General features: G+C 75.9%; 4 protein-coding genes. 1 reads left to right on the top strand and 3 read right to left on the bottom strand.

Going from position 1 to position 7499, the window contains the following annotated elements:
• Positions 1–92 precede the first annotated feature (92 nt).
• Genes C1A33_RS16420 through C1A33_RS16410 form a run of 3 tightly spaced genes read right to left on the bottom strand, consistent with a single transcriptional unit; the run spans position 93 to position 5195 of the window.
• Entirely contained in the window at positions 93–2738 is a 2646-nt protein-coding gene (locus C1A33_RS16420; protein ID WP_243407621.1) for a transglutaminase TgpA family protein, read from the bottom strand.
• A complete protein-coding gene (locus C1A33_RS16415; RefSeq protein WP_243407620.1) occupies positions 2735–4189 on the bottom strand; it encodes a DUF58 domain-containing protein in 1455 nt (484 codons plus the stop codon). Before C1A33_RS16415 ends, C1A33_RS16420 begins: the two co-directional genes overlap by 4 nt.
• Before the next feature lies 1 nt (position 4190).
• Positions 4191–5195 carry an AAA family ATPase gene (locus C1A33_RS16410; protein WP_207770335.1) on the bottom strand — a complete coding sequence of 335 codons (1005 nt, stop codon included), beginning with the start codon at positions 5193–5195 and terminating at the stop codon, positions 4191–4193.
• A 925-nt stretch (positions 5196–6120) separates the two neighbouring features.
• On the opposite strand from C1A33_RS16410, the gene C1A33_RS16405 reads away from it, so the two are divergent.
• A partial coding sequence (locus C1A33_RS16405) for an NHL repeat-containing protein (RefSeq protein ID WP_101832363.1) occupies positions 6121–7499 on the top strand: 1379 nt, incomplete at its 3' end.

Genomic DNA, 7499 nt, shown 5'->3' with positions numbered 1-7499 from the left:
TCCTCGACATCCTCGGCGTCGACCCAACCCGCCCACCATGATCGACATACGGGCCGGTCAACGCATCAAAGCCCCATGTGCGGAAGACAGGTCTAGCCGGTGCCGGATGGTGCCCGGGGCCGCGTCTTCGGGCGTGATCCAGGGGCGTTCGGGGAGGTTCCGCCTCGGACTTCCCGTGGGTGGGCGGCGCGTACGGGGGACAGCGGCACCGTGTCGCGGACTCCGCGTGTCGTGCCCGTTCTTTCCGTTCTGTCGGCCTCTCCGCGACACGGACCGCCGCGAGGTTGCCACGACGCTGCCAGGACGGGCGAGCCCGACCGCAGCTCTCGGAGGCGGTGGATCTCCACGGCCACGGTCCGCGGGGCGATCCGGTGGGCGAGCCGACGGCGCCGCGGGGTCGCCCGCCGCAGCGCGTGCTCGAGCGCGTCCACCTGGCGCCAGGCCTCGTCCGCGGCGTGCCGTCCCGCCACGGCGTCCCAGCGGCCGCCGGCATCGTCGTCGAACAGAGCCAGGGTGGCGAGCTCGGCCAGCCCCCGCAGGGCGGTGAGGCCGGTCTCGTCGAGCACGCCCGCCGCCGCGAGGGCCACCTCGTTCGGGGTCGCGGCGGTCGGCATCGGCCGGCCCGCGTCCGCGAACAGCTCGATCGCCCGCTGCCAGGCCGTCGTGATCCGCCGGCGAGCGCCGTCGACGCGTGCCGACCGCCGCCGGCGCAGCACCGGCAGCACCGAGGCGAAGGCCAGGTAGCCGAGCACGGCGAGCCCGGTGCCCGCGGACGCCACCCGCACGCCGTGCGGCCAGTCCGACGTCGCCGACCGCCCCCGGCCGGCGGGCCCGCCGTGCCCCGCAGGGGCACCATCCACTGGACCGGGACGGACCGTCGTCGCCCGCAGCACGGCGTTGACGAGCGAGGTCTGCGCCGGGGACTCGCCCCGCGCCGAGCCGGCCACCGCCGCGCCGCGGGCCTCACCCGCGCGCGGGGTGGGGAAGAACGGCAGCCAGCCGGCACCATCGAAGTCGATCTCCGCCCAGGCCAGCGCGTCGGCGCCGCGGACCAACCGGGCGCCACCGCCGGGATCGTCGGCGACGAACCCGACGACGAGCCGGGCGGGCAGGCCGATCAACCGGGCCGCGAGCACGAAGGCGGTCGCGAACTGCTCGGACGTGCCGCGCCGCGTCTGCGCCAGGAAGTGATCCACATGGGCGAGGGTGTGCCCGGCGGGCGCCGTCGGATCGAAGGTGAAGGTCGCCATCAGGTACTGCCGCAACAGGGCGGCCCGCTGGTACGGCGACACGCCGCCCCTGGTCGCGAGCCCGGCCAGCGAGCGCAGCACGGCCGGGACGCCGTCCGGCACGGCGAGGTGGGGGGTGTTCTGCCGGATCCGGGAGACGGTCAGGGCCAGCAACTGGTCGGCGGTGAGCTCGGCGGGCGGCGTGGAGACCAGGCGCAGCCGCGTTCCCGCGGGCAGCGGCGCGGTCCGCGCGAGCGTCCCGTCGGCGGGCGCCACGGCGAAGTGCCCGGGTGCGTCCCGCCGGTCCCCCGCCGGCGCCGTCGTCCGGGTGGCCGGGGGGGTGACGGTGGCCGGGGGCGTGACGGTGAACCGACGAAGCCCGGCCACGGCCGGGACGAGATCGCCACCCAGCGCGGCGATGGTCAGGTCCTGGGTCACCGTCGCGGGTCGCCCCCCGGTCGGCCCGGGTGCCGGGGTCCGGCGGTCGTCCGGCCGTGCGGCGATCGCCTGGCCGGCCGGGAGGTAGCGGGCGGTCGTCGACCAGTCGGCGCCGTCGTAGCGGTCGAGCACGGCGAGGCGCAGGACCGCGGGCCCGGCCGGGGCCGGGGTCAGCCCGGCCCGGAACAGGACCTGGTCCGGATGGGCGGTCCACCCCGCGAGCCGGCTGAGTGGATCGAGATCCGCGAGCGCGGCGGCGCCCGGGTGGCGCAGGGCCCGCGGATCGGCGGGCGCCCTTCCCGTCGGCACGCGCAGCGGACCTCCGGCGAGCCCCACGCCCACGGCCACCACGGCGATCAGCGCGCAGCATGTCCGCGCCACCGTGGCCGGGCCCCGGGCGGACGGCGCGGCACGCCGCATCCGGAGCAGCACGACCGCGAGCGCCGCGAAGCCACCCGCGAGCGGGAGGCGCGGGCCGGCGGTGGGCGCGGCGAAGGCGGCGGCGACCGTCAGCAGCACGGCGCCGGGCAGAGCGGGCAGCAGCCTGGTCCTGGTCCGCAGCGCCAGCTCGGCGCCGATCGCGGCGGCGAGCCAGGTCAGCACCGCGGGGACGAGCAGCAGATCCGCCCGCGGGGGCGCGGGCAGGGCGGTGTCGAGCAACCGCGCCCAGCCGGTGAGGGCCCCGGTGCGGACCAGGCCCAACCGCCGGCCGATCCCGCCCGCGGGGGAGGCGACGGTGGCCGCGGCCCACACCACGAATCCCGCGCTCCAGGCGGCGACCGTGACGACGACCGGTGGCGGCCGGTGGCGCCGGCCCGTCAGCGCCGCTGCCAGGACCACGGGGAGCACGGCCGACACCGGCAGGATCACACGCAGGTCATGGCCGCTGAAGACGGGACGGAACGCCGCGCCGCCGACGAGCGCGAGGGCCGCCACCAGGCCCAGGTCGGCCAGTCGCGAGCGGCCCCGGCGGGCCGGTTCGGCGGGGTCGGGGACGACCGCGGCCCGACGCCCGCCCGGGGGACGCGCGGGATGGTCCGCCGCGTCGGGGACGGCGCACTCGGCGGTCACCGGCGGCCGTCCCAGGCGGCGTCGCGCCCTGACCCGGTGGGCGCGGGCCACCGGTGGGCGAGGGCCGCGGCGTCGGGAATGTCGATCAGCGTCAACCGGCCGGCGGTCCGCAGCCCGACGTCCTCGACGGGCCAGGTGCCGATCGGGCGGGCGCCGGCGGGCGCGGACCGCCCCCAGCCGGTCACGCCCGCCGCCTGGTCAGGCGCCGGTGACGTCGATCGCAGCCTGGGCCGATCGGAGGAGTCGCGCCGGTCGAGGGCGCGTGCCGTCGCCACTGACCGGGGCCCGACGCGCACCAGCACGACCCGGCCGTAGGCGTGGGCGACCGGCGCCAGCGCGGCCGGGCCCTGCCGGTCGAACCCGCCGGTGACGAGGACGAGCGTGCCCAGCCCGCCCCGTCGCAGGGTCCCGACGACGTCGAGGGTGGCGGCGTCGTCGAGGCTGACGCCGGCGAGTTCGTCGAGCAGCACCCCGGCGTCCTGCCGGCGCCGCCGTCCGCTGGCACGCAGCCCCGCCGTCGTGACGAGCCGCACGCCGAGCGACTCCCGGGCGCAGGTCATCACCGCCGCGGCCGCGACGTCCACGGCCTGTTCGAAGGCCGTCTCCCCCACCCGACCGGGCGGATAGGCCGCCGGGCGAACGTCGAGCACGACCGTGGCGGCCGGCTCGGTGGGATCGACGTGGGTCCGGACCATGAGCTCACCGACACGTGCGCTGGACAGCCAGTGCACCAGGCGCAGATCCTCCCCGGCCGTGTACGGCCGCAGTGTGTGGATCTCCAGTCCCCCGGCCGTGCCATGCCCGGTCTGGCCGTCGGGCTCCCGCGACGGCGCCGAGGCCAGCGCGGCCAGCGGCTGGGCGTCCGGCCGGACGAAGAGCGTCACGGGGGCGGCGACGGCCTGCCGGCGGATCACGAGCCCGAACGGGTCGGATCTGATCACTTCGGCGGGGCCCAGGGTGACCACGCCCCGAGTGCTGGTGCGCAGCGCCACCTCGACGGAGCGGTCGCCGGTGCCCGCGAGCCGGGAGATGGTCCGGACGATGTCCGGCGCGTCGCGGCCGCACGGCAGCCGCAGCTCGAAGGGCGGAGCGGACCATCGCGAGAGGTTCGCGAGCGCCAGCACGAGCGCCGCCGGCTCGCCGCGCGCCACGCGCCGGGGCACGACCGACACGGCGACCGTCACCCGGGGACGACGGGCCACGACGGCGAGGGCGAGCCCCATCGCCGCGGCGCCCGTGCCGCCGAGTGCGACCCACTCGACATATCGCAGCAGCCGGCCGCCGATCAGCAGGGCGATGGCCATGGCCAGCACCGCCCATCCGAGCGGTGTCAGCCGCAGCCGGGACCGGGGCAGCGGCGGGGCCGCCTGGTCGGGCCGGGGCCGGTGCCGCTCGCCGAGCCCGCGCGACCGCGGGCCGGCCCGGTGCGGCGATCGTTGGGTGGGCGGCACGTCAGATACCGACGAGCCGGCGAGGTGAGGGCACCACCTGCAGGATCTCGTCGATCACGTCCTCCGCGATGACGCGTCGCAACTCCGCCTCGGGACTGAGCACGAGGCGGTGGGCGAGGACAGGTCCGGCCACCGACTTGGCGTCGTCCGGCGTCGCGAACGTGCGCCCCTGCGCGGCGGCCCGGACCTGGACGGCGCGCAGCAGCGCGAGGCTGCCGCGGGGGCTGGCGCCCAACCGGACGATGTCCGGGATGGCCCGGGTGGCAGCGACCAGGTCGACCAGGTAGCGGCGCAGGGTGGGTGCGACGTGGACGGCGAGTGTCTGGGCCGCCCGGGCCACGACGTCCTCCGCCCGCATCACCGGGGTGAGGTCCTCGACCCGCCGGCCCACCTGTCGGCCCTCGAGGATCTCGAGTTCGGCCTCGACCGAGGGGTACCCCATCCGCAGCCGCATGAGGAACCGGTCGAGCTGGGCCTCGGGCAGGCTGTAAGTGCCGTCCATGTCGATCGGGTTCTGCGTGGCCACGACCATGAACGGCCGGGGCACCGGATAGCCCGTGCCGTCGGCCGTGACCCGACCCTCCTCCATCACCTCCAGCAGCGCGGACTGGGTCTTGGGGGAGGCTCGGTTGATCTCGTCGCCGATGACGAGGTTGGTGAACACCGGTCCGGCCCGGAAGCCGAACTCGTTCGCGCGCTGGTCGTAGACCATCGTCCCGGTGATGTCGGCGGGCAGCAGGTCCGGGGTGAACTGGATGCGGTGGCAGCCGGCGTTCACCGAAGCCGCGAGGCTGCGGGCCAGCGAGGTCTTCCCCAGCCCCGGGACGTCCTCGATGAGCAGGTGTCCCTGGGCGAACAGGCAGATGGCCGCGCTCTCCACGACCTCGCGCTTGCCGCGGATGACCTTCTCCACGTTGGCGACGACGTCGTGGAAGGCGGCGGAGAAGGCGGCGACGCCGGCCTGGTCGCCACGCAGCCCGCCACGGTCGTCCCCGCGGCCCGTCACGCCGACGCCCTCGTCCGGTCGGGGCAGGCGGTTCGACTACGCATGACCGTGGCTCCTCGGGTCGAGACCGGATCAGGTCGGGGACCGGATCGGGCTAGTCACTTCGAGCGGGTGGGGCCGGTTCGGGTGGTGCGGGGTGGCGGACCGTGCCGGGCGAGGGGGCGACCGGCCCGGTCCGCCGAGCGGGCGGTGGGGAGAGCCGCCCGGGAACGGGGCTCGTGGCGACCGTCGCCGCCACGGAGGCGATCCGTTCCGCTGCGGTAGACGACTGACGCCGCCACTTCGTTGTGCCATAGGCCGGAAAAGTTGTGTATCTGATGATCGACATGGCGAGATGGCTGGCGGGATCGGCCAGTCAGCCGGACGGTCGGGCGACCTGCGGCGCGAAGGCGTCACGATTGGCAGCAGTCGGGTCGCAACCTGTCGGGGGTATGTCGCGTCTAACCCGGCAAGAGGGATGACAACCCCCCATCCGGGCCATCCCCTCCGACACGAATACACACGACAAGGACAACTACTTCCCGCACGCGTTGGGCAGGCCGTGCGGGACATGGCGAGCGCTGCGCCCCTCCCACGGCGCTCGCCTGGCGGTGTCTGTGCGGGCGAGCGGGGTGGCACGCCCGCACAGACACCGCCTGAGACCCGGCGCGCCAGGTCGCCTGCCGTCGTGCCGGCCATGGCGTGTGTGCGCACCGGGCTTCATGGGCGTCGACGCCCACCACGCCCATCTCCGGCGGGGAGGCCGGCCGATCCGGATGGATGGCCGGGCCGGCGGTGACGGAGACATCACCGAATCCGTTCGAGGCGGGCTCGCCGGAATTCCGGCGGTCCTCGTGGTCTGGCCATTTCCGGGGAGTCGACCATCTCTGTGTTCGCGCGACGGCTTCGCCGGGTTCTTCGCCGGGTTCTCAGCACGACGGCAGGTGTGCTGCTTCTCATGGGCACCGCCGTCGCTGTCCGCGCGCCCGGCGCCCACCCGCTGACGTTGGCCGTGACGAGCGGCGGCACCTGGCTGCCGTGGGACTCGACGGGCACCGTGACCCATCTGGAGAGCACGACCGGACGCGCGGACGCGGCGATCACCGTGCCCGGCGCGGCTGGCCACCGCCTGGTCGTCCTCGCCGACGGGCCGGACCTGCTGATCGCCGACGAGACCAGCGGCCTGCTGCACCTGATCGAGCCCCAGCGTCTGGCCCCCGCGCGATCCGCGGCGTTGCCCGCGGGCTCCGTCGTGACGGCCCGCCACGGGGCCCTCTATGCCGCGGCTGCCCCGACCGGACAGGTGCGCCGCCTGGACCGGCGGCGTCTTGCCCCGATCGGACCGATGATCGACCTCGGTGGCGCGCTTGGCGCCATCGCCCAGTCGGGTGACGGGACGCTGTGGGCACCCGTTCGCCGCAGCGGCATGGTCGTCGCCATCCGCGCCGGCAGTCCATCCGCCCCGGTGCGGGTGGCCCCGCCGGGTCATCACATCGACATGGCCCTGGCCGCCGGACAGCCGGTGGTCGTCGATGCCACCGCGGGCACCCTGACTCCTCTCACCGGCGGCCGCTCCCGCGTGATCACTCTGCCGAGGCCGGCGGAGGCAGCGGAGAGGCCGCTGATCGCCGCGCCGGAAGTGCCGGGGCGTCTCCTCCCGGTCGTCGACCCAGGCGCCGGACGTCTGCTGCTCGCCGACCTGTCGTCCGGCGCGGTGCGCACCGTCGCGCTGCCGGCCGGCGCGGGATGGGAGGCAGTCCCCACGGCCCGAACGGACAGTGATGAGCCGGCGGCCGGCGGCCGGTCTGGTCAGACCGGGCTACCCGACGTCGACCGTCCGGCCCAGTTGTCCGGGACGCCTTCGGCCGCGGCGTCCTCGACTCCCATGAGCGCCGCCCGGGCGGGGAACCCGGTGCCCGGCTCCGCACCCGCTTCGGATATCGAGCCGCCGCTCTGGCACAACGGGCAGCTTTACATCCCCGGGCCGCGCTCGGGCACAGCATTGGTGTTCGACACCCGCAGCCTCCGGTACAGCGCGCCGATCACGGTTCCCGTGCTGCTCCCGCCCGTCTCGCCTGGGGCCGTCTCGGCGGCGTCCGCGGCGACGGTGGGCGCGGCGACGGCGTCTGCGGCGACGATGCCGGGTGGCGTCGGTGGCGGTCCGACCGTGACGGCCAACGGCGCCCAGGTGTGGGTGAACGATCCGAGCGGGCCGAACCTGGTGCTGATCGACGGCGGCCGCCGCACGATCCTGTCGAAGCAGCCCGCCGGTCTGGCCGGTCAGTCCGGTTCCGCTCCGCCACGGCCCCTGCCACCCCCACCACC

Origin of the sequence: Frankia canadensis, from assembly GCF_900197875.1 — a bacterium.
Classification (GTDB): Bacteria; Actinomycetota; Actinomycetes; order Frankiales; family Frankiaceae; genus Frankia; species Frankia canadensis.
This window is presented reverse-complemented; position numbering and strand designations above follow the sequence as displayed.